Genomic DNA, 22,809 nt, shown 5'->3' with positions numbered 1-22,809 from the left:
CACTAGCTTGATTGCTATATTTCAATATATAACCTCAAGTTAGTTCTTGGGGTTATTTTTTTATAACTATTTTCTACAATAACCAACCAACTATAACAAATTATGTACACGCTACCTAAAATTGAACGTTTTAATCAAAACGTGCTCTCAAAATACAACATATACAATAGTGTGTTTATCACATTACCGTTTGATTCCATTGATAATACAGGTGTATTACTTCCTTTGTTTACAGAGGTTTGTGAGTCTGGTTTCAAGAAGCAGGAAACTCCAAAAGAAATTATGGAGCAATTCTCAGACAAGTATCTCGACAACAAATCTGAACAAGATCAAATTAGCTTAATGTTTCGTTTTATACAATATATTGAACGTCAAATTGTTCTTTTTGATGCTGTAGAAGATGCTGCATTCCCCGTTGTAAACAATATGGAAGGCCGTGGTTCTTTAAGAGATATTAAGGAGAAAGCGGATGCTAAAGGAAAGAAAGAAGAGCTAATCGCTTTTCTTGAATCATTCAATGTGCGTACTGTTTTAACAGCACATCCCACACAGTTTTATCCTGGTTCAGTCCTAGGGATTATCAATGATCTAACGGATGCTATAAGAGATAATAAGCTTTTGAAAATTAAACACTTGCTGGCTCAATTAGGTAAGACACCTTTTATAAAAAATGAAAAGCCAAATCCATTTGACGAAGCGGTTAGTTTAATTTGGTACTTAGAGAATGTTTTCTACCACACATCAGGAGATATGGTACAGTACCTTCAAAAAAATATTTTTAAAGATGTCGAAATCCAAAATGCGCTGATCAAGCTGGGTTTCTGGCCCGGAGGTGACCGCGATGGTAATCCATTCGTTACTACAAGTATTACCTTAAATGTTGCTGATCGATTACGAACATCAATTTTAAAGTGTTATTATATCGAAATGCGAGCATTAAAAAGAAAACTTACCTTTTTTAATGTAGATGTTTTAGTCGCTGAACTGGAGCATAAGCTTTACCGCTCCGTCTTTTATTCAAATGGAGAGATTTATATTACTCTAGAAGAGTTTAAGGCGCAATTAAATAAAATAAAAACAATTGTAATTGAACAACATCAGTCATTGTATTTAGATGACTTAAATGCATTATTAATTAAAGTAAATCTTTTTGGTTTTCACTTTGCTACTTTAGATATTCGTCAAAACAGTCGCATACATAATGATGTTTTTAAAGATATTTTTGATTTTTATCAAAAAAACGAAAATCCAGCTTTTCCAGCAAATTACTATGAATTATCTGAAACTGAAAAATTTGAGGTTCTGGCTAATGCTAAAGGAAATTTGAACAGTGCAGATTTTGATAGCGAAATTACGCGTTCTACAATTGAATCTATACAAGCGATTAAGACTATTCAAAAGCAGAATGGGGAGGAAGGTGCTAACAGGTATATCATTAGTAATAATGAAAGCGCTCTTAATGTCATGGAAACTTTTGCAATGATTCGTTTGACAGATTGGGACCAACCCACAGTTGATGTTATTCCGTTATTTGAATCGGTTGATGATTTAATGAGTGCACATAATGTGATGGAGCAGCTGTACACAAATCCTACCTATGCTGCACATTTAGAGCAACGTGAGATGAAACAAACAATTATGCTTGGATTCTCTGACGGAACTAAAGATGGCGGGTATTTAATGGCTAACTGGAGTATTTTTAAAGCTAAAGAAGCGTTGACTGAAATGTCTAGAAAATATGGCGTAAAAGTGATATTCTTTGACGGTCGTGGTGGTCCTCCAGCTCGTGGTGGCGGAAAAACACATAAATTTTATGCTTCTTTAGGGCCAACAATAGAGAATAACGAAATCCAAATCACCGTACAAGGGCAAACGATTAGTTCTAATTTTGGAACATTAGATTCCTGCAGGTATAACTTAGAGAACTTATTAAGTGCAGGAGTTACAAATCAGGTTTTTAGTAAGAACAAGAACGAACTCTCAACTGATGAGAAAGTAGTGATGGATCAACTTGCCGATTTAGGGTATAAAAAATATTTAAGTTTTAAAAATCATCCTAAATTCATACCGTATTTGGAGCAAATGAGTACGTTGAAGTATTATGCTAAAACGAATATAGGTAGTCGTCCGTCAAAAAGAAGTAAGTCGGCTACATTAGATTTTGCTGATTTAAGAGCCATCCCATTTGTAGGATCGTGGAGTCAATTAAAACAAAATGTACCTGGATTTTTTGGGGTAGGTTCTGCTTTAAAATATTTTGAAGAAAACAATCAGTGGGATAGTGTTCAAGATTTATATGATAATTCCTTATTCTTTAAAACGCTTTTAGAGAATAGTATGATGTCCTTGGCAAAATCATTTTTCCCCCTGACAGCATACATGAAAAAGGACCCGGAATTTGGTGAATTTTGGCAAATTATCTATGATGAATTTTTAGAAACAAAACGTTTATTATTAAAAATTGCTGGACACACAGAGTTGATGGAGAACTATGCAGATGGTAAAGCTTCTATTCAAATAAGAGAACGTATAGTATTGCCATTGTTAACGATACAACAATACGCCTTACTTAGAATTAATGAATTAAATAAAGTAGAGGTTCCTGACGACGCTTTGATAAAAGTATATGAAAAAATTGTTATGCGATCACTTTTTGGAAACACAAACGCAAGTAGAAACTCAGCTTAAAAAATAATTATGTTAGTAATTGATGTCAATAAAAATGAATATGCACCTTATTTTGAAGGGTATATGCAAGCAGCAGGAACTGGAATTTTAATCGAAGAACTAGAAATTTCTGTTCATGCGTTCATCCGTTTTGTACAGAATATACCAATGGATAAATTTGATTATCGTTATGCCGAAGGGAAGTGGACCATTAAGGAAATCATTCAACACTTAATTGATACTGAGCGAATTTTTGCTTATCGCGCTTTACGAATTTCGAGAAATGATAGTACACCCTTGCCTGGTTTTGACGAGAATGAATATGTTGTCAATACTACTGCAAGCGAACGGAATTTACAAGGTTTATTAACTGAGATGGCAGTCGTAAGACAAGCAACGCTTTCTTTATTCAATAGTTTTTCTAAAGAGCAATTACTGCGAATAGGAATAGCTTCTGATAAAAATATCTCAGTGAGGGCTATTGGTTTTTTAATTATAGGGCACCAAGTGCATCATCAAAGAATATTTGAAGAGCGTTATTTATAATATTAGAAGCAAGAAGACCATAATGCAAATTTTTTGTCAAATGACATGGTGTTTGCAGGACTAGTAGAAGGCATTACATAATACGTGATGCCTTTTATTTGTCCAAATTTTTTAAAAAAGTATTTGTGGCTTTCTTTGCCATTGAATATAATTGTATTTATCTGAGGATATTGCTCAAAAAGTGATATAAAATCATTTTCCTTTTGGTTTTTAATGTGCACGTCTAAACTGCCTTTGCGTTCGCAATTCTCTAATACGTCCCACAATCCTATAGCATGCTCTTGCAACAGATTTATTTTTTTAGAAAACGCATCATCCATAGGTAAGGAGTTAAATAAAGTATACATTATCTTCCAAAAATGATTGCGAGGATGCGCGTAGTATTCTTGCCTTGCTAATGATTGAACGCCAGGCATTGTTCCTAATATTAGAATTCGAGTGTTGTGATCAATATAGGGTAAAAATGATTGAATCATTTCATTAATTATAAATTGGTTCTTTTTCAATAATTGATAATGCCAGTCTTATCTTACCATAGCCCACTTTTTCTTCTAGAAAATCATAGTATGGTTTTAAAGTAGTAGGACTTTCTAGTTTTTTCTTTGCTTTATAAACTTGAGTGATCTCTTCTTTTGAAATAAATTGATGTAAATCGATTGCTACTCCATCAGAATATAACTTAGCAAAATGAGACATAATAGTTCCTACACCTAGTTTTCTTTTATCTGCGATTTGTTCTACAGTGTAGCCTTTTTCAAATAATTCTAATGTTTCCTTGTACGTACTACTCGCTTTTTTTGATTTTGTAGCTTTCTCTTTATGAAAATTGATAATGCACTTGATGAACGCATCACCATATTTTTCTAGTTTTACTTTCCCGACTCCATCAATGGTGATAAATTCTTCGTCACTCATCGGTCTAATGGTTTCCATTTGGCGTAAAGCCGCATCACTAAAAATAACATAAGCAGGAACACTTTCTTCCTTGGAAATATCGTAACGTAATTTTTTTAATATTTCGAATAAAGATCCAGTCGCACTCTTTTTTCGTGGTTCAGCTGCAGCTACTTTTTCAGTATTTGCTTTAACCATAGTAGTCAATTGCACCTTATCACCTTCAAATAAGACCTCTCTTGCAAGAGTTGTCAAGCGAATTTTATTTTTCTGGTGAAAAGCAATTTCGCAATACCCCTGATTAATTAACTGAATTATGTATTGATTCCAGTCAAACCACGAAATATCAGCTCCCACAGCATACGTTTTTAGGTTTTGGTATTCTTTTTCGAAAATATAAGCATTCTTAGAGCCACGTAGAAAATCAATTATGACGGGCAATGGTTCCGATTCTTTTAATCGAATAATAGCAGAAAGTGCTTTTTGAGCGATTACCGTTCCATCAAAAAATTCTGGTGGATTTTTACAAATGTCGCAATTTCCGCAATTTTCTGTTACTAATTCTCCAAAGTAAGAAAGCAATATTTTCCGACGACAACTAAAGGCATCTGCATACTGCTTCATTCGTTCTAGCTTGGCCAACTGCACTTCTGAATTTAAACCTTGAGAAGCAAACTTTTGTAACTGAATGACATCACCATAGCTTTCGAATAATATCGTTTCAGAAGGGAGTCCGTCACGACCAGCACGACCAATTTCTTGATAGTACCCTTCTATATTTTTAGGTAAATTATAATGAATAACCCAGCGCACATTAGATTTATCAATTCCCATTCCAAACGCAATTGTTGCACAAACCACTTGACAGTCGTCATTGATAAATTCGTCTTGTGTCTTGGAACGCGTTGCCGCGTCTAAGCCAGCGTGATATGCCTTTGCGTTGATTCCTGCTTTACTTAATTTCTGGGCTAATTCTTCGGTAGTTTTTCTACTCAAGCAGTAGATGATCCCTGATTCTGTGGGTTTACTTTCGATAAAATCCTGTATTTGCTTTACGCGATCGAGAGCTGGTCTTACTTCAAGGCTTAAATTCTTTCGATCAAAAGAAGAAATAAAAACCTCAGGATTTGTTAAATTTAATTGTGCACTTATGTCCTTACGAGTTGCTTTGTCAGCAGTCGCAGTAAGGGCTAAGATAGGAGTAGAGGGAAAGCGATTCTTTAAATAGCCCAAATTAGTATACGCTGGTCTAAAATCATGACCCCATGACGAGATACAGTGCGCTTCATCTATTGCAATTAAACTTAAAGAGATGGTATTAAATAAATTTTCAATGTATGATAAACTCTCAGGAGCGATGTATACTATTTTAATATGACCATCCTTTATGGCATCGATATGTGCCTGTTGTTCTCCAGCTGATTGGCTACTATTTATGTAACAGGCTTCAATACCGTTTGTTTTTAAACTATCTACTTGGTCCTTCATCAACGCGATAAGTGGCGAAATTACTATAGTTAATCCCGGAAAGACCAAGGCTGGTAACTGAAAGCAAATAGATTTACCACCACCAGTAGGCATAATGGCTAGCGTGTCTTTGCCAGCCATTATTGAATTGATTATTTTTTCCTGATTAGGTCTAAACTTTTCAAATCCAAAATTGTCTTTTAGTGTATCGTGTAATAGCTGAGATGTGATCATATTGCAAAGGAAATGGTAAGCTTTAAAAGCGTTTGGGAATAGTTTTAAACAAAAAAAGGAACTCTTTTAATAGAGTTCCTTTTTTATTTATCATGAATTAATCTTCGTCGTCATCGTCGTCTTCGTCAGAGTAATCTTTTTTATTTGAATCCTCGTCGTCATCTTCATCATCAACATCAGGCTTGTCTATATTGTCGTCGTCATCGTCGTCATCCTCATCATCGTCAAGGTCTAAACCTTTGATTGGGATAATTGGTTCGATTACATCGTCGATATCTTCATCATCGTCGTGATTTTCTATTCTATCAGCAAGTTTCATACTTACTTTAACTAAATAAATAGTGTCTTCAGTACGTACTTCTACTGCTTCTATTAATTCGTTTTTAGCATTTCTAAAACGAATGATATCTGAGTCATCATAACCGTCAGGAAATCTTTCAACCAATAAGTTTAAGATTTCGTTTGTAAGTTTTGCGTAATCAACAATTACTCTTTTCATAATGATATTCTATAGGTCTAATATATAAGCAAAAATAAGCGGTGCTACAATCGTAGCATCAGATTCGATAATAAACTTAGGAGTCTTAATATCTAGTTTACCCCAAGTAATTTTTTCATTAGGTACTGCTCCAGAATACGAACCATAACTCGTTGTAGAGTCTGAAATCTGACAGAAATAACTCCAAAAAGGAGTTTCAGGCATTTCCATATCTTGGTACAACATAGGAACAACGCAAATTGGGAAATCTCCAGCGATACCACCACCAATTTGGAAAAATCCAACTCCATTAGCAGAATTTTTAGGATACCAATCTGCTAAAAATGTCATGTATTCTATTCCAGATTTCATTGTAGAGACTTTCAAATCTCCTTTGATAACATAAGAAGCAAAAATATTTCCCATAGTACTATCTTCCCATCCTGGACAGATAATTGGTAAGTTTTTTTCTGCTGCAGCATACATCCAGCTGTCTTTTAAATCTATTTCGTAATATTCTTCTAAAACGCCTGATAAAAGCATTTTATACATAAATTCATGTGGTAAAAAACGTTCTCCTTTGTCATCAGCGTCTTTCCAAATCTTGTAAATATGTTTTTGTAAACGACGGAATGCTTCATGCTCAGGAATACACGTATCTGTAACTCGATTTAAACCTCTTTCAAGTAAATCCCATTCTTGTTCTGGAGTCAAATCACGGTAGTTAGGTACTCTTTCATAATGTGAGTGCGCTACCAAGTTCATGATATCTTCTTCTAAATTTGCACCTGTACAAGATATGATTTGTACTTTGTCTTGACGGATCATTTCTGCAAAAATCTTTCCAATTTCGGCAGTACTCATTGCTCCAGCAAGAGTTACCATCATTTTAGCTCCATTTGCTAGCTGTTGTTCATAAGCTTTTGCTGCATCTACTAAAGCCGCAGAATTGAAATGCAAGTAATGCTTTTCGATAAACTGACTGATTGGTCCTTTACTCATTTTATTGGATTTTAATTTTTAAAAAATCGGCTATTGAATATTGTATGCTTTCAAATATAGCGAAATTTTATTTTGACTGATTATGTAATTTTTTATTTTGTGTTGTAACCTAAAATTTTTAGCACATCCTCAGAAGTTTGTTGTTCTGAGAAAACTTCTGTTGCAATAATTCCGTTTTCATCTCTATCAATTAAGATATGTTTAGGTTGCGGAATCAAACAGTGGTGTAATCCACCATATCCACCAATTGTCTCTTGGTATGCACCCGTGTTGAAAAAACCAATGTAAAGCGGTTTTTCTTTATTGTATTTAGGTAAGTAAATCGCGTTCATGTTTTGCTCAGAATTGTAGTAATCATCGCTATCACAAGTTAATCCACCTAATAGAACCCGCTCATAAGTTTCATTCCATCTATTAACAGCAAGCATTATAAAACGCTTGTTAATTGCCCATGTATCTGGTAAAGTGGTAATGAAAGAGGAATCAATCATATTCCATTTTTCTCTATCATTCTGTTGTTTTTGATACAAGATTTGGTAGATTGCTCCACCACTTTCTCCTACAGTAAACGAACCAAATTCTGTAAAGATATTAGGAACATCAACTTCAGCCTCATCACAAGCTATTTTAATTTGATTGATGATTTCGTCAATCATATATTGATAGTCGTATTCAAAAGCTAATGAATTTTTTATAGGGAAACCACCACCAATATTCAATCCGTCTAATGAAGGACATTCTTTTTTAAGTGCAATATATACTTTAATACATTTTACTAATTCATTCCAGTAATACGCAGTGTCATTGATACCTGTATTAATGAAAAAGTGTAGCATTTTAAGCTCTAACTTATCGTTGTCCTGAATTTGCTTTTTGTAAAAGTTTACAATGTTTTTATATCCTATTCCTAATCTAGAGGTATAGAATTCAAACTTTGGCTCTTCTTCTGCAGCAATACGAATTCCTATTTTAAATTTTCCTTTAATTTCTGCTTGAAGTAGGTCTAACTCTTCGTAATTATCAATAATTGGAATAGTGTTTTTATGACCGTTGTTGATTAATCTAGCAATATTTTCAATGTATTGGTCTCTTTTAAAACCATTACAAATTACATAAGTGCTTTTATTAATTTTTCCATTTGCCATCAAATTCTCAACAATGTTGATATCAAATGCCGAAGATGTTTCTACGTGAATGTTGTTTTTAAAGGCCTCATTCATGATAAACTCAAAGTGCGAACTCTTAGTACAGTAGCAGTAAAAATACTTAGCGTCGTACTTGTTCTTCTCCATTGATTTACGAAACCAACTTTTTGCTTTATTAATATTATTAGAGATTTGTGGCAAGTAAGTAAACTTTAAAGGAGTACCGTATTGCTCAACTAATTTCATTAAATCAATATTATGAAACTGAAGATTGTCTTTATTTAATTTAAATTCTTCTTGTGGGAAATAGTATGTTTGATTTATTAGATCAGAATATTTTGTATTCATTGAGTTTGAGTATAAAGATTATTTAAAATTTGATAGTGAACTGCACGTATTCAAACTCTAATATTTGCATAAATAATTTGTAATTTTTTATTCTCAAGCTTCAGGTACTGAAAAATATCAAAAGTAAAACTTCCTTTAATAGAATAGAAACCCTTCAACACACTTGAAAAAGTACTATTGTTTTCAATTCGATTAGACCCGTAATCACCTTTGTTTTTTGTGTTTTTCATTGGGACAAATGTAAAAAATAAATTAGACGCAATGCAATCCTTTTAGCTAAAAAATAATTAAGATTGATAATCTTTGAAAGCGTCAAGAATTAATTCATTTTCAACCAATTGATTTATTTTAATATTCCCAATGCCGTCAATTAAGGCAAACTGAATGCTACCATACTCATTTTTCTTGTCGTGAATGAGTAATTCAAGTATCGGATCGATGTCACTTGAGCTAAATAGTATAGTATCAAATATGGCTTTTATCGCCACTTTTATCTCTAGATATTCTTCTTGTGAAAGTAAAGATTTTTTCCAAGCGATGTAACTTTCTAGTATCATTCCTACAGCAATCGCTTCACCGTGGAGTAAAGTTGTTTTGTCTGTGCTTTCTAGAAAGTAACTTTCGATAGCATGACCTAGAGTATGCCCAAAGTTTAATGATTTTCGAATGTTTTTCTCTGTGGGATCAAGCGTTACAATTTCGTTCTTAATAGCAACAGATCGGTGTATTAAAGCATCAAAATCTGCATAATCCAATTCTTTTAAATTTAGAAACTGCTCCCAGTATTTTTTATCGAAAATCAAACCGTGTTTCAACATTTCTGCAAGACCAGATCGCATTTCGTTTTGAGGCAAGCTTTCTAAAAAATCAGTATGCACAATGACCATTACAGGCAAATTAAAAACACCTATTTGGTTCTTCAAATTTCCTAAGTCAACACCATTTTTACCACCCACAGAAGCATCTACCATTGAAAGTAGGGTAGTGGGTATGTTGATAAAGTCGATACCACGCTTAAAAGTCGAAGCTACAAATCCTCCAAGATCTGTAACGACACCACCACCTAAATTGATCACTAGACTCTTTCTATCTGCGCTTAACTCGGTTAATACATTCCAAATTTCGACACAAGTCTCAATATTTTTATTGATCTCGCCATTTTCAAATTCGATAATTTCAATCGTTAAATCAGTTTCAAGCACAGGAAGTAACTTAGTTAAGCAAGCTTCGTTAGTGTTGCTATCAACTATAATAAATATGTTGGAGTACTTATTACTGTTTAAATGTTCGTTTAAAGCTTCATATCCCTCAGCATTAAAATAAATAGGATGATTGCTCGCTTGTATAGTTGTTATTTGTTCAGACATGATGTATTAATTACAGTATTGTGCTACTATTTTTGCAGCCTCAGGATAGTTTTTGTTTTCGGCTTCAATCAGGTATTTACAGCCTTTTTCTTTGTTATTTGTGTTAAGATAACTTGCGCCAAGAATAAACTCAGTCTTACCATCAGTTAACAAGGGCGAATTTAAGGCTTTTTCTAAATAAATAATAGCCGATTTAAACTGATTTGTCTTAAAATAACAAATCCCTATATTCTGTGTTATTATACTGTTTTTAGGATCCTCTATGGCAGCTTGTTTATAAAATTGCAAAGCTGTTTTAAAATCTGATTTCGCTGCATAGTTATTAGCTTTTACAAGAGCTGTAATTGCTACGGTAGCAGTACTACTTGCACTTTTGGCTAATAAAGCATCTCTTTGAAAAGACTTTTTTCTCTCAATCAAGGTACTGTCTTTAGGGAACAACGCTAATCCCTTGTCTATAAATTTCAATATAAAATCATTAGGATAACGAGACTGAGCAAGTGCACTTGAGGTATTAATCCATACGCTAGGCTCTTTTACATATTGCGTATACCTATTGTGAACTTTTAAAATAGCTGTAGTGTCCTTAGCAGCGGCCTCTACTACTAGAGCAGTTAAATAATAATCTTCATTACGTGGTCGCGTATCAAATGCTTTACGAGCATAGAAAGCGGCACTGTCAGGCTTTTGAGTCTCTTGGTACAGACGGTATTTGTAAAATGATGACCTTCCAGTATAAGGATTGATTTTTTCTGCTTGATTGAAATATTTCAAAGCTTGATCGAATCTTTTTTCGCCAAGAGCATAGATAGCAGCAACTTCAACATAAGGTTGCGAGTTATTAGCAACATTAGGAAATGAAGGTAATCTATTTACAATATCTGTGTAGCTATATTTTCGAGGGCTGTCGACTTGTGCTAAATCAATTATAGTATCGTTTTCAAACTGAAAGCTTTTAAATGTAGCATACGAGAAATAACATGTGAATAGCCCTAATGAAACAATAATAGCAGCAGTTAATTGACTTTTACTACTTACTGTAGATTCTTCAAATTCTACTGTGTTTAAAAGAGATAATACTAGTAATAATACAAAGTTGAGTTGCATAGTAGCACGATACAACGGGAAGTTGAATAGGGCGTCAATACCATAAGCAAACAGTAATAATAGCGTAATAAAAGCAATCATTTGACTTAGTTCATTATCCTTTTTTCGAATTCTCTTAATGCTTATCACTAAAGCAAAAACAAAGATGCTCAAATAAACGATTAGGTTTAGGTAGCCTGTTTCGGCAGCAATTTCTAAAAAGTCGTTGTGAGGATGATCTGAAACCGTTAATCTATTACTAATTTCTTTTTCATATGGTAATGATTCAATTTTCCAATTTCCCAAACCTATTCCAAATACAGGATTTTCATTGGCTATCTTAAGCGCATTATCCCAATATTTTAAACGAACATTTACGGAGCCATCAGTACTATTTACAGGATTTATAGTTGCAACCCTACTCGATATTGATGCAAATCGGCCGGTATCTTCACTCTTAGAAAACATATAGCTAGAGGCTGCAAATACGACTACCAGAGGAATTAGAACAGCTGATAGCACAGTTACTTTGTCTTTACGCTCTGATTTTAATATAAATTGTACAATAATAAAACTAATAACGATTATAAATAAAGCAATGTAAGACGCTCTAGAAGCAGTAAGTAAAACTAAAAAAGCGCTTAAAAATAAGCTAAAAACAACAAACCATTTTTTCCAATCTTTAAAATGTAAAATAGCAAGCAGTAAAAAAGGGATGCGTCCCGTTATGCTAGCAGCAAAAATGTTGATATTTCCAGTATTTCCTTTTAACTGCGACAAGGCAGCTAGCATACTATCAGTTTTAACTACTGTAAAAAAACTATTCAAAGCAACGAGCCCTTCTATCAATACAAAAGCAGCAATCAACAAAGCAATATTGTAAATTAGATACAACCTATTGTTTAAGAAAACGGCAATGTTAAATGCGAGACAGCCTACAATGAGTAATTGTACTAAGTTCATTAAGGCCAGCGAAAAGTTGTTTGCAGTAAAAATTGAAACCGTACATAGTCCAAGAAATAGTAGGTATGATTTAATGATCAAACTTTCTCTAAGTCTACGAAATAATGAATTTGAAAGTAATTCTGGATTTTTATAAATAAATAATCCGCAAGCAATATTAATAATAGACAAATACAAGTATTGTGGAGCTATAATCTCTAAGCTTCCAAATTGTGGAAAGAAATCTATAAGCATGATGCTAAAAACAAGTACCATGGCAAGCACATCAAAATAATTTTTATTATCAGCTGTTGCTGTATTATTTTGCACTGTATTTTCTATTACCTTATTCTTTTTAGCCATTGGTTGTTTAAGTTAAAATTTTACCAAATTTATTAATTATTTCTCCCAACAGACTTTTTTTGTTAATAATTATTAAAAACTAAAATTTAAGACAATTTATTTAGCATATTAATAACATTGAAATAGAACTATATCTATATTTGCTTAAAAAAACCAGTATATGGAAAAATTGTTTGACAACACACAAGTTGCATTTTCATTAAAGAGCGATACTGAATTAGATCGTGCTTATTTTCTATTTAAAATGATAGCTAATCAACCACTTGTTAGAATAGGAACAGCGGTTACTAATTTTGCTTTAAAAGCGCATCTACCTGTTGAAGGATTGATTAGAGCCACTGTTTTTGATCATTTTTGTGGTGGTGTTAATGAAGAAGATTGCTTGTCTGTTGTGGATAGAATGTATACAAAGGGCGTTTCTTCGGTATTAGATTATTCTGTTGAAGGCAAAGAAGAAGAAGATCAATTTGATGCGGCTCTTAAAATGACCTTAAAAACTATTGAGTTTGCTAAGGAAAGAATGGCTATTCCTTTTGCTGTATTTAAACCTACAGGTTTAGGACGTTTTGAACTATATGTAAAGAAAGGAAATAACGAACTCTTTACTAGTCAAGAGCAAGCAGAGTGGGACCGTGTTCTTGACCGGTTTGAACAAGTTTGCCAGCGCGGACATGAAAGAGATGTCGCTTTATTAATTGACGGTGAAGAAAGTTGGATGCAAGATGCAGCAGATGAAATCGTCACTAATATGATGCGCAAATACAATAAAGAAAAAGCAATTGTTTTTAATACATTGCAATTGTACCGCTGGGATAGATTAGATTATCTAAAGAAAATTCACCAGATCGCTGATCAGGAGAATTTTTATGTAGGTATGAAAATTGTTCGTGGTGCCTATATGGAAAAGGAAAATGCACGTGCCATTGAAAAAGGATATCCATCTCCTATATGTGAATCTAAAGCAGCTACTGATGTAAATTATGATACGACAGTAAAATACATGCTTGAACACCTAGATCGTCTCTCTATATTTGCTGGTACACACAATGAGGAAAGCACTTATAAATTAATGGATATCATGAAATTTAAAGGTATAGCTGCAAATACTGAACACATTTGGTTTGGCCAATTATATGGAATGAGTGATAACATTAGTTACAACTTGGCTCAAAATGGTTACAATGTAGCCAAGTATTTGCCATTCGGACCTGTGAAAGATGTTATGCCATACTTAATTAGACGCGCCGAAGAAAACACATCGGTGGCAGGACAAACAAGTCGTGAGCTAGAAATGCTTAAAAAAGAACGCAAGCGTCGTAAATAAGAATTTTACAAATAGACTTATAAAAGTAGAGGCCCCATTATAATTAATGGGACCTCTATTTTTTTTTAAATATGTTGTAGTGGTACTAGAACGAAACCTGAAATTGTAACATCGCCATTCCTTTGCGATCATTTTGTGTGTATTTGCCTCCAGTATTTTCAAATAATGCTCTATTTTGATATCCTAAACTTAATTTAGGACCTAGAGTTCCTGTCAAGTAGTAATTAGCTCCTAATTCATACATACTCATTGGTGTTTCTAATATTTGCAAATCTGCAATTTGAGTTGCCGCGTAAGCTTGTAAACGGCCCTTGCTTTTAGTCGTAGCACCTTTAGGTAATAAATAACCTAATTGTGCGTAATAAATATTACCTGTTCCTACAGCTATAAATCCGTTTCCGGAGCCATTAATAAGCGTGGCATCAACAATGGCAGGATTGGGAGTGGCAATACTTCTAATGTAATTTTTCCCGTAATCTAAGTTGTTGTAGGCAGCGTAAACTGTCAAAGCATCTCCTTTTGGACTCAACGGTTTGTCATAAAACAAATCAAGTCCTAAAACTTTCATATCTGTCAATATAGGATTTGAAGCATCATCTGGATTACTACGCCACATTGCCTTTGACTGCGTTAAATAACCTATACCAATATTAAAGATTTTTTTTGTCCCTAAATACGTTCCCTTATTGTACGGTTCATTATTTGATTCCATATCTGCAAATGAGTAGGTAAGCATTCCTGCATATTGTGCATGCGGTGTTTTAGTGCTTATAGTAGTGTTTGCATTCAAACTTGATGTAGCGTATCGATAGGGGTTAGTAATAGCTACACGGTAACTAAAATGATCAAGAATCCCTTTAGCGTAAATACTTAAATTTCGGTTTCCAAAAGTGGATGATATATTAATATTTTGCTGGTATAGTGGGGCGTCAAGAGTTAATTGCGACGCAGAACTATTAGCTGAATAACGTGTTGTTCCCGCTCCCCAAGCTGTTAATCCTCCACCTACATGTATTTTATTATTAAAACGATATTCTCCAATAGCGTCTAATATAGATAGTGGTGCATTACTTGGCCCAGAATTCTGTGTGAAATTGATATTATTCTGCCCTAACTGAAAATGAAAGAAAACCTTGTCTGTAATCATTCCACTTGCTTGAATACGCAATCTTCTAATTACGAAATCACTTGTTGAAGCGACCACATTTTCACCCACTTTGCTTTGAGGATTTAAATCAGTATAACGAGCCCACAACTGGAGATTAGCACCAAATTTGATGTATTTGGAACCATCTTCAGATAAATTTACAGTAAGCGGACTTTTCTTTTCCTGGGCTTGTGAACTGATACCTTGCAATGCTAGAAGTAAAAAACAACCCGCAACTTTATTTAACCTTGATTTTGTTTTTGTCATCTTAGTATTCTGTAAATTGTAAGTTGCTTAGATTTTTATATTTTCCGTTTTCTAATGTGATTAATTCTTGGTGTGTTCCTTTTTCGGCTACGATTCCGTTGTCTAATACTAAGATTTGATCTGCACTTCTAATGGTCGAAAGGCGGTGTGCAATAATAATACTTGTACGACCTTTCATTAATATCTCTAGTGCTTCTTGAACTAATTTTTCACTTTCACTGTCTAATGACGAAGTAGCTTCATCTAAGATCAATATACTTGGGTTTTTTAATAAAGCTCTAGCGATAGCAATACGCTGGCGCTGTCCACCTGATAATTTAATTCCTCGCTCTCCTACGACAGTTTCAAAAGCTTCTGGAAAACTTTGTATAAAATCAAGTGCATTGGCTTGTTTCGCTGCCGCAAAAATTTCGTCCTCACTAGCCGTTGGTTTACCGTATGCAATATTCTCTCTAATTGTACCTCCAAAAAGGATTACATCTTGCGGCACAATACTCATGTTTCCTCTTAATGTTTCTAAGTCGTAATCATAAATGTTTTTACCATCAATTGTAATGGCTCCTTTTTCAATATCATAGAAACGCAGTAATAACGAAGCAATGGTAGATTTACCAGCACCACTAGGACCTACAATCGCTATTTTTTGGCCAAAAGCCACGTCAAAATTTACATCTTTTAATACTGAAATTTCCTTACGTGTAGGGTAGTTAAACGCTACGTTTTCAAAGCGAACGGTTCCGTTTAGTTTTTCAATAGTATGAGAAGGCTCTGTTGTTGCGATTGGTTCCGGCGTTTCGTCTAATAATTCAAATACGCGTTCTGTTGCACCCACTGCTTTTTGAATCTGCGCATACATCTCGGCAATACCTCCAAAAGAAGCACCAATAAATGTTGTATATAGTATGAACGAAATTAAATCTCCCACACCTTCAACTTCGCCTTTTATGGTTAAGGTGATTCCGTACCATACTACGGCAACAACGCAGCCAAAAAGACACAGTATAATAAATGAAGCAAAGTAACCTCGATATTGTCCTCCTTTAATAGCTATTTTTACAATCTCATTAATCTTGTTTTTGTAGCGTTGTAGTTCATACCATTCATTAGCAAAAGCCTTCACATTAGTAATTCCCTGCAAAGTTTCCTCTACAATAACTTGGCTTTCGGCTACTTTGTCCTGTGTTTTCTTTCCGTATTTTCGAATAAAACGACCAAATAGAACAGCACCCACTGCAACAACAGGAACGATGCAAAGCATCATTAAGGTAAGTTTGGGTGAAATACTTGCTAAGATTATAAATCCACCTACAATCAATATAAACTGACGTAAAAATTCGGCTATAGTTGTTGTAAAAGTATCTTGTAATTGCGAAATATCTGCGCTAATTCTACTGTTTAATTCTCCCACACGTTTTTGAGAAAAGAAGTTCATGGGTAATTTTATCAAATTCTCGTAAAGTGCAAATCGAATATTAGATAATGCATTCTCAGTGAAGTTCACAAATAGCGAAATTCTAAAGAATGAAAAAATAGCTTGAAGCACCAGAATTCCCATTAAACCCAGGGCAACATTATTAGCTTTATCAAGATCTTTATTAGTTACACAGTCAACTAACATTCCCATCAATTTAGGAAAGGCTAGGGCAGTGGCACTCGTTAGTAGTAAGAAAACCAAACCAACGAAAAATTTCCATTTGTGGTTTTTAGCATATTTAAAAATGCGTAGCGCTTTTTGTAGTGAATTCGAATTTAATTTCGCTTTCGGTAAATCATTTTCCTTGTACCTTGCCATTATAATTTGTTTATGATGCAAATGTACCACTATACCGAATCATTACAAAAAAATAATATTCACTATCTTTTTTACTAAGTATTTGTGTGTGAGGATGGAAGAAAAAAGAGCGCGATTTTTATCAAAATATTTTTCAAAAACGCTTGTAAATACCAATTCTAGATGTATCTTTGCACCAGCAATAACGAACAACATGCTTCGTGAAAAGCTAAAGAATAGGGCGATTAGCTCAGCTGGTTCAGAGCACCTCGTTTACACCGAGGGGGTCGGGGGTTCGAACCCCTCATCGCCCACAAAACTTCAACAGAAATGTTGGAGTTTTTTTTTGTTCAATTTTTTGTAAAAATGTAGTAGATCCCATAGTAATATTTTTCAAAAACCCTTGTATATATCAATTCTAGGTGTATCTTTGCACCAGTAATAACAAACAACATGTTTCGTGAAAAGCTAAAGAATAGGGCGATTAGCTCAGCTGGTTCAGAGCACCTCGTTTACACCGAGGGGGTCGGGGGTTCGAACCCCTCATCGCCCACAAAACTTCAACAGAAATGTTGGAGTTTTTTTTTGCCCAAATTTTTACTAGCATGGTAACCGCTTCTAAAACTTGACGCTATTGCATTGTTATTATAGTGCTGAAATTAGTATGATTAGCAATTTTTTTATTCGATTAAATTAAAACAGCTAGGAGATAGATTGGTACAACAACTATTTTAAAAAACACAGCGAATTTTTAAATAACTGAGAATGCTACTGATACTTTTTTAAATCCAAGTTCAAAATAGATCCCACTTTGCTAAACTCTTCGTTTACCTTTGCATTTACAGTTAGCCGTTCATTAGTTACGGGGTGATTAAAAACCAGTTGGTGTGCATGAAGCATCATTCCTGTAACGCCATAGTTCTCTAGCCACAATTTGTTTTGCTTGTTGCAACCATGCGGTCGGCTGCCTAGAATAGGATGAAAGATGTGCTTAAAATGCTTCCTGAGCTGATGCATGCGTCCTGTTTCAGGTATGGCCTCAACTAAACAATATCTGGAAGTAGGTTTATTATTGAATTCTAAATCAATGGCAACACTTTGCAAACGATGAAAATAAGTGATAGCATTTTGGGTAACGTTATCGTCATTTACTAAATCGTATTCAATAGTTAACTCATCCACTGTCCAACCGCGCAGAATGGCCAAATATTTCTTTTCGACTTCTCGAGAAGCAAAACGCTCATTCATAATTTTTAAAGATTCTTTATCTAATGCAAATAACAGTACTCCAGAAGTTTTTCGGTCTAAACGATGAACAGGATAAACATGTTGTCCTCCTATTTGATTGCGCAGCTCTTGAATAGCATATACTTTTGCATCACGGGCATAAAATGATTTATGAACTAATAAACCGCTAGGCTTATTGATTGCTATAATGTAATCGTCTTGATATAGAATTTCTAACATCTGGCAAAAGTAACGGAGATTTTGATTAAAAACGCTGTTATACTTTAATTAAATGAATCGGAATTATTGAAAACTTTATTGCTACTAATATAAAATCATCTATTTCAATACTATTCTCAAATACTGTGATACTATTCGCTCTAAACAACTAATTATTTTATTTATTATCGAATAAACGTACATCAGTCATTATTTGACATAGGTCAAAGAAATTGGTGATTAACAGTTCTAAATTTGTATTCGAAAATTAAACAACACAAAATATAATGATAGCTACAGAAACACATCCATTAGTAAAATTTGGATACACTAGTGAAGAACGCGTTAATAAGGCATTAAGTGACTTACAACAAGGCAAAGGAATTCTTTTAATTGATGATAAAAACAGAGAAAATGAAGGTGATTTAATTTTCTCAGCACACAATATGTCTGTAGAAAGTATGGCCTTGATGATTAGAGAATGTAGTGGTATCGTTTGTCTTTGTTTAAGTAATGACAAAGCAGACCAACTTGAATTACCGTATATGGTTAAAGAAAATACAAGTAGTTTTCAAACTCCTTTTACAATTACAATCGAAGCTAAAACTGGAGTAACAACCGGTGTATCTGCAGCTGATCGCCTGCGTACTATTCAAGCAGCAATTCATGCAAACGCAAGCACCGCTGATTTATCTAAACCAGGACATATTTTCCCACTGCGTTCTAGAGACAATGGTGTTCTTGAAAGAAAAGGACATACAGAGGGAAGCGTTGATTTAATGAGATTAGCTAATTTGCAACCGGAAGCAGTTTTATGTGAGTTGATGAATCCAGATGGAACAATGGCAACAACTACGCAAATTATTGCCTTTGCGGGACAGCATGATTTTACAGTTTTATCAATTGAAGATATTATTGAATATCGTAAATTTGTCAGAGATTATAACTAAACTAACATGCACCAAGAGCTCACTCTCTACCTACATAAAAATATAAAGATTACAGCGCAAGATTTAGAAAAAGTGCTTTCTTGTTTCCAAAGTGTTTCCGTTAGAAAAAACGAAATTCTACTTGAAGAAGGAAAGGTAAGCCAATACAATTATTTTGTGAAAAAAGGATGTCTTAGGATTTTCTACATTAATAATGAAGGAAAAGATCGCACGAGGTACATTGCATTTGAAAATCAATTTGTCACCGCACTTGTTAGTTTTATAACTAAAGAGCCTGCTCAAGAGACAATTCAGGCAGTTGAAGACTCAGAGTTATTAGCGATTTCTCACGACGATTTTAGAAAATTAATGGTATCAGTACCGGCTTGGAAAGATTTTTACAACCTGTACTTAGAGAAAGCTTATGTAAACAACTCAAAAAGAATGTTATCATTTAGCACCCTAGATGCCACGGAGAGATATAGTCAATTATTTCAGGTTAATCCTGACATTGTTAAGCGACTACCTAATAAAATTGTCGCTTCGTACATTAATATTTCGCAAGAAACTTTAAGCAGAATAAAGTCTAAAATTTAGATTTTATTCTGCTTATTTCCGTTTAAAATGATAATGAATAAAATAAATAGTTAACATTACACAATCACCATGATTATAAAAAAGAAAACCCATTGGTTCTTAATGTTGTTTGAGTGGAACGGTTCTGTTTTGCCTCAATTGTTACCCAGGTTACTGTTATTATTCATTTATTCTGTGGCCATCGTGTATTATAGAGATACATTTTTGGCATACGGCTTAAGCTTAAATCCAGCGACGTTTACTTTATTTGGAATTGCTCTTGCTATCTTTTTGGGATTTAGAAATAATGTAAGTTACGATCGTTTTTGGGAAGCTAGAAAATTGTGGGGAGCATTGTTAAATGATACAAGATCACTTGCTAGACAAGCACATACTCTAGTTGAAGGAGAGGGATACGCTGTAGAACAAACGCGTTTTATTAAATTAATGACTGCTTTAGTCCACGCTTTAAAGCATCAATTAAGACATACAGATTCAAGATATGATTTTGATCGGCTCTTAGATAACGGTGACAAAATAAAATATGAGAACACGGTATTCAAACCTATAATGCTTTTAAAAGAGTTAGGGATATGGGTCAATACCGCTAAAAAATCAGGTAGGATTGATGCCATCACCCAAGCCAACTTTGATACTAATCTCAATAAAATTTCAGATATTATAGGAGGTTGCGAACGTATTGCAAGTACGCCAATTCCGTATACTTATAGTATCTTATTGCACCGCACTGTTTACATCTATTGTTTTCTACTGCCATTTGGTTTTATTAATTCAATGGTGTGGCTTGGCCCAGTAATTATCGTGTTTATCGCCTACACTTTTGTAGCGCTTGAAGCTATTGCAGATGAATTAGAAGATCCTTTTGGCGTAGAGCCTAATGATTTAGCACTTCAAACAATGGCAAATAATATTGAAAATACGTTAGCTGAAATAGATAATCAAAAAATTACCACTCCAGAAAAATCAACAGCTTATTTTTTAACCTAATTTAAGGTCAAGGCTCCTAGAATTTCCTCGGATAAAAAGGGACCTCCAGGATAATGGGCAGTATAATCAAGATTAAGCCATACTTGGTCGCGCTCGTCAATGTGGTAGTGCAATTGTTTACCAGCACTTTCTTTTACAAATAGTACGTTTTTAATTAAATAATTCACGGTTTCTAAATCGTTCATTGTACCTATTAATATTTCGGGATAAATATGCCCTTTAGTATGTATTAATCTGGGTGTTCCACCTATAGCGCGTACTGCGGCAGCCATCAGTATAGAATGATCATCGCAATCACCTGAGAAATAATCTAGTGACTCACTTGCCGTAGCAATATAATCGCCATCCTTAGGGTCGTTTACATAGTTCCAGCGATTGTTGATTTCTTTAAAGACAGCAAAGCATTGAATGATAGTCCTATAGTCAGAATATCCTCGTACTTCTTTAAAGTTTTTACTAGTTGCCATGATCGCAAAGTTTCTAACCTTAGGGTTTTTATACTCTATAGAAGAAAGAATCTTAGACTTATTAGGGAACGGTAATAATTTAGAAATGATAATATCCTGAGGGTAGGGATTATCAGACATGGTGTAAATCATAGAATCGTAATCTTCATAAACGCTATTAAAACCGTAGTTCCCAAAAACAGTTCCGTAGAAAAGCACCAAGATATATACAATCATACAAATGATTATAATGGTTCTTAGTAGCCTTAAAACAAGTTGGATTACAATTATTAAAAGGATAAACAATAAAATTCGATCTAAATTGAATTCCCAGTTTAGCTCTATTAAATTTTGATGCGCAATGATGAAAACCGGAACAGCTATCAAAATATTCAAAACAAAGATTATCACATCATCCCACGGCTTTTGAACCCTGAGTTTCTGCTTAATATCTTGAAAAGAAAAGTTTTTAATATCCATTTTGTATTTTCGAAAATGTAAAAATCAAAACGTTTTTACAATTTCATCAAAAGTAACTTTTTTATCAATGATTTTGAGATCAAATAACTGATTTTGGACATTGTTTAACAAATTTTTAGCCAATGGTTTTTGTGACCATGTTGTTAATGAGAGCCACTCCTGAATGTCAGCTGTTTTTTGATGGTATTTGTGGGCTAGAATTTGATCTATGTTGGTAATGTCCTTAAATCCTTCGGTTTTATGATTGATGATTTCGAGAATCGTCTTAATGACTTCAGGTTGCTGTTCTAAAAGTTCTTCACGCACAGCAATCACAAAGCAAGGCCATGGAGTAGGGCAGTCACCCACACGTCTAAACGTACCTTTGTCAACCAGTGGTTTTGTCATGAAACGTTCCCACATGAAATAATCTGCGGTTCCCGCAGTTAAAGCTTCTACAGCGCCATCGATAGTATTGATGATTTCAAATTGCAGATCGTTAGTATTCCAATTTTGATTTCCCGCATTGGCATAAGCCATCAATTGCGAGCCAGAACCTACTCTTGAAATAGCACATTTAGTGTTTTCTAAGTCGGCTATTGTTTTATAAGGCGACTTTGTAGCTACGTGAATTCCCCATATTAAAGGAGAATCAACATACACTTGAACAATCTTTGTAGGGCTACCTGCAACAATATCCTTAACAACACCTTCAGTTAAAATCACAGCAATATCTGTTTCTCCTGAACGTAACATTTGGCACATTTTACCTGTTCCTTCTGGCACATCTGTCCATTGTAGATCTATGTTTTTTGCCTGAAATTCGTTATTATCTATGGCTAAATGCCAAGGCAGATTAAAGTGTTCTGGTACTCCTGCTATTTTAATTGTAGTCAT

At 34.1% G+C, this 22,809-nt stretch carries 19 protein-coding genes and 2 tRNA genes; 8 read left to right on the top strand and 13 right to left on the bottom strand.

Annotated elements, in window-relative coordinates:
• The first annotated feature begins 102 nt into the window (after positions 1 to 102).
• Positions 103 to 2,688, top strand: a complete 2,586-nt coding sequence (locus HNQ00_RS01060; RefSeq protein ID WP_173836223.1) for a phosphoenolpyruvate carboxylase — start codon at positions 103 to 105, stop codon at positions 2,686 to 2,688.
• Between the two features lie 9 nt (positions 2,689 to 2,697).
• Positions 2,698 to 3,213, top strand: coding sequence for a DinB family protein (locus HNQ00_RS01055; RefSeq protein WP_173836221.1), 516 nt, complete (start codon positions 2,698 to 2,700; stop codon positions 3,211 to 3,213).
• A 2-nt stretch (positions 3,214 to 3,215) separates the two neighbouring features.
• Here the strand turns inward: HNQ00_RS01055 and HNQ00_RS01050 are convergent, their stop codons facing one another.
• From HNQ00_RS01050 to HNQ00_RS01015, 8 genes are all read right to left on the bottom strand, one after another.
• The gene (locus tag HNQ00_RS01050; protein ID WP_173836219.1) at positions 3,216 to 3,689 is read right to left on the bottom strand and encodes a DNA-deoxyinosine glycosylase; all 474 of its coding nucleotides are present in this window, start codon (positions 3,687 to 3,689) and stop codon (positions 3,216 to 3,218) included.
• 4 nt (positions 3,690 to 3,693) lie between these two features.
• Positions 3,694 to 5,808, bottom strand: a complete 2,115-nt coding sequence (recQ, locus tag HNQ00_RS01045) for a DNA helicase RecQ (protein WP_173836217.1) — start codon at positions 5,806 to 5,808, stop codon at positions 3,694 to 3,696.
• Between the two features lie 97 nt (positions 5,809 to 5,905).
• Positions 5,906 to 6,307: a DNA primase gene (locus HNQ00_RS01040; protein WP_173836215.1), complete on the bottom strand. Its 402-nt coding sequence runs from the start codon at positions 6,305 to 6,307 to the stop codon at positions 5,906 to 5,908.
• A 9-nt stretch (positions 6,308 to 6,316) separates the two neighbouring features.
• On the bottom strand, positions 6,317 to 7,288 hold the full coding sequence (locus tag HNQ00_RS01035; protein WP_173836213.1) for a deoxyhypusine synthase family protein: 972 nt from the start codon (positions 7,286 to 7,288) through the stop codon (positions 6,317 to 6,319).
• Positions 7,289 to 7,380: 92 nt separating this feature from the next.
• On the bottom strand, positions 7,381 to 8,781 hold the full coding sequence (locus HNQ00_RS01030; RefSeq protein ID WP_173836211.1) for a type III PLP-dependent enzyme domain-containing protein: 1,401 nt from the start codon (positions 8,779 to 8,781) through the stop codon (positions 7,381 to 7,383).
• Positions 8,782 to 8,831: 50 nt separating this feature from the next.
• Positions 8,832 to 9,011, bottom strand: coding sequence for a hypothetical protein (locus tag HNQ00_RS01025; RefSeq protein ID WP_173836209.1), 180 nt, complete (start codon positions 9,009 to 9,011; stop codon positions 8,832 to 8,834).
• A gap of 57 nt (positions 9,012 to 9,068) precedes the next feature.
• A complete protein-coding gene (aroB, locus tag HNQ00_RS01020; protein ID WP_173836623.1) occupies positions 9,069 to 10,136 on the bottom strand; it encodes a 3-dehydroquinate synthase in 1,068 nt (355 codons plus the stop codon).
• Between the two features lie 18 nt (positions 10,137 to 10,154).
• A complete protein-coding gene (locus HNQ00_RS01015; protein WP_173836207.1) occupies positions 10,155 to 12,539 on the bottom strand; it encodes an O-antigen ligase family protein in 2,385 nt (794 codons plus the stop codon).
• A gap of 160 nt (positions 12,540 to 12,699) precedes the next feature.
• Here HNQ00_RS01015 and HNQ00_RS01010 point away from each other — a divergent pair, with 160 nt between their 5' ends.
• The gene (locus HNQ00_RS01010) at positions 12,700 to 13,863 is read left to right on the top strand and encodes a proline dehydrogenase family protein (RefSeq protein ID WP_173836206.1); all 1,164 of its coding nucleotides are present in this window, start codon (positions 12,700 to 12,702) and stop codon (positions 13,861 to 13,863) included.
• Between the two features lie 85 nt (positions 13,864 to 13,948).
• Here HNQ00_RS01010 and HNQ00_RS01005 read toward each other — a convergent pair whose 3' ends face one another.
• Complete coding sequence (locus HNQ00_RS01005) at positions 13,949 to 15,277, bottom strand: porin (protein ID WP_173836204.1); 1,329 nt, start codon at positions 15,275 to 15,277, stop codon at positions 13,949 to 13,951.
• A gap of 1 nt (position 15,278) precedes the next feature.
• On the bottom strand, positions 15,279 to 17,069 hold the full coding sequence (locus HNQ00_RS01000; RefSeq protein WP_173836202.1) for an ABC transporter ATP-binding protein: 1,791 nt from the start codon (positions 17,067 to 17,069) through the stop codon (positions 15,279 to 15,281).
• A 218-nt stretch (positions 17,070 to 17,287) separates the two neighbouring features.
• On the opposite strand from HNQ00_RS01000, the gene HNQ00_RS00995 reads away from it, so the two are divergent.
• Positions 17,288 to 17,362 (top strand) — tRNA-Val (locus HNQ00_RS00995).
• A gap of 164 nt (positions 17,363 to 17,526) precedes the next feature.
• Positions 17,527 to 17,601: transfer RNA gene (locus HNQ00_RS00990), tRNA-Val, on the top strand.
• Between the two features lie 215 nt (positions 17,602 to 17,816).
• Here HNQ00_RS00990 and HNQ00_RS00985 read toward each other — a convergent pair.
• The gene (locus HNQ00_RS00985) at positions 17,817 to 18,515 is read right to left on the bottom strand and encodes a pseudouridine synthase (RefSeq protein WP_173836200.1); all 699 of its coding nucleotides are present in this window, start codon (positions 18,513 to 18,515) and stop codon (positions 17,817 to 17,819) included.
• Positions 18,516 to 18,781: 266 nt separating this feature from the next.
• Here HNQ00_RS00985 and ribB point away from each other — a divergent pair, with 266 nt between their 5' ends.
• The 3 genes from ribB (at position 18,782) to HNQ00_RS00970 (ending at position 21,007) form a co-directional block, all read left to right on the top strand.
• The gene (gene ribB / locus HNQ00_RS00980) at positions 18,782 to 19,444 is read left to right on the top strand and encodes a 3,4-dihydroxy-2-butanone-4-phosphate synthase (protein WP_173836198.1); all 663 of its coding nucleotides are present in this window, start codon (positions 18,782 to 18,784) and stop codon (positions 19,442 to 19,444) included.
• 6 nt (positions 19,445 to 19,450) lie between these two features.
• Positions 19,451 to 20,020: a Crp/Fnr family transcriptional regulator gene (locus HNQ00_RS00975; protein ID WP_173836196.1), complete on the top strand. Its 570-nt coding sequence runs from the start codon at positions 19,451 to 19,453 to the stop codon at positions 20,018 to 20,020.
• A 69-nt stretch (positions 20,021 to 20,089) separates the two neighbouring features.
• The gene (locus HNQ00_RS00970) at positions 20,090 to 21,007 is read left to right on the top strand and encodes a bestrophin family protein (protein WP_173836195.1); all 918 of its coding nucleotides are present in this window, start codon (positions 20,090 to 20,092) and stop codon (positions 21,005 to 21,007) included.
• On the opposite strand, the gene HNQ00_RS00965 is transcribed toward HNQ00_RS00970, so the two are convergent.
• Both HNQ00_RS00965 and HNQ00_RS00960 read right to left on the bottom strand, forming a co-directional pair.
• Complete coding sequence (locus HNQ00_RS00965; protein ID WP_173836193.1) at positions 21,004 to 21,933, bottom strand: transglutaminase-like domain-containing protein; 930 nt, start codon at positions 21,931 to 21,933, stop codon at positions 21,004 to 21,006. The two genes, HNQ00_RS00970 and HNQ00_RS00965, sit on opposite strands and share 4 nt — an antisense overlap.
• Before the next feature lie 24 nt (positions 21,934 to 21,957).
• Positions 21,958 to 22,809: a substrate-binding domain-containing protein gene (locus HNQ00_RS00960; protein ID WP_173836190.1), complete on the bottom strand. Its 852-nt coding sequence runs from the start codon at positions 22,807 to 22,809 to the stop codon at positions 21,958 to 21,960.

It is taken from the genome of Flavobacterium aeripolare (assembly GCF_013294025.1).
Taxonomy (GTDB): Bacteria; Bacteroidota; Bacteroidia; order Flavobacteriales; family Flavobacteriaceae; genus Flavobacterium.
The sequence above is the reverse complement of the archived record's forward strand: the minus strand, read 5'-3'. Positions and strand labels throughout refer to the sequence as shown.